Here is an 841-nt window from a genome sequence, read left to right on the forward strand (position 1 = left end):
AATGCGCGCCGCCCGCCGCCCTCGGCCTCATGCACGCGGCGCGGGCGCAAGGATAAGGGGTCGGGTGGAGCGGCCTCAGGCCGCATCCTCACGCGCCCCTTCCGCCACGATCTGCAGCATCCCGTCTGACAGGGGTCGTTGCAGGTGCAGCGCCTCGGCGGCAGGTGCTGTCAGCCAGCTCCGGCATTCCTCAGGCGTTGTCAGGATGACGGGCATCGCCTTTGGATGAACGGGCGCCACCTCACGGTTGGGCTCGCAAGTGAGGAACCCAAAGAGGTCCGCCGTCACCTCACCCTCCTTCAGTTTGCGCACAGAGGTCCATTCGGTGCGCAGACCCGCAAAGAACGCCAGAGGCCGATCATGGCCAAGCGCGAACCAGACCGGGTGATTGCGGGGGGCGCCGGGGCGGCTGTCGATTTCGGAAAAGCTGGTAAAGGGCACAAGGCAGCGGTGCTCCACCCCCAGCCAGCGCCTCCAGTGTGCTGAGGCGGTATTGCGGATGTTGCTCACACCGGGATCTGTGCGCTTGCCCTTCAGAAACACCTGCGGCGTCGGCATGCCCCAGCGGGCTTTGCTCAGTTGCCAGCCACCCGCCTCTGCGTGCCGGATGATCGGCGCGGCATAGTCCGGGAAGATCCCCGCCATAGGTGGCAGGTTGCCCACCAAATCCTCAAGCGTCTCACCCCCTTCGATCACATCGTCAAAGACATGCCGCATGGCGTCCTGGGATTTGGTCTGTGAATAGAGGTTGCACATCAGCGGATCCGGAGAATCGAGAGGGATGGTTGATCCGGAACATTGCCAGAACATGCGGCTTCGGGGAAGGGTGTTTCTGATGTGC

General features: G+C 64.0%; 1 protein-coding gene. It reads right to left on the reverse strand.

The features are described from left to right. Nucleotides 1-75: 75 nt before the first annotated feature. A partial coding sequence (locus P775_RS00150) for an SOS response-associated peptidase (protein WP_245875499.1) occupies nt 76-841 on the reverse strand: 766 nt, incomplete at its 5' end.

It is taken from the genome of Puniceibacterium antarcticum (genome assembly GCF_002760615.1).
GTDB lineage: Bacteria > Pseudomonadota > Alphaproteobacteria > Rhodobacterales > Rhodobacteraceae > Puniceibacterium > Puniceibacterium antarcticum.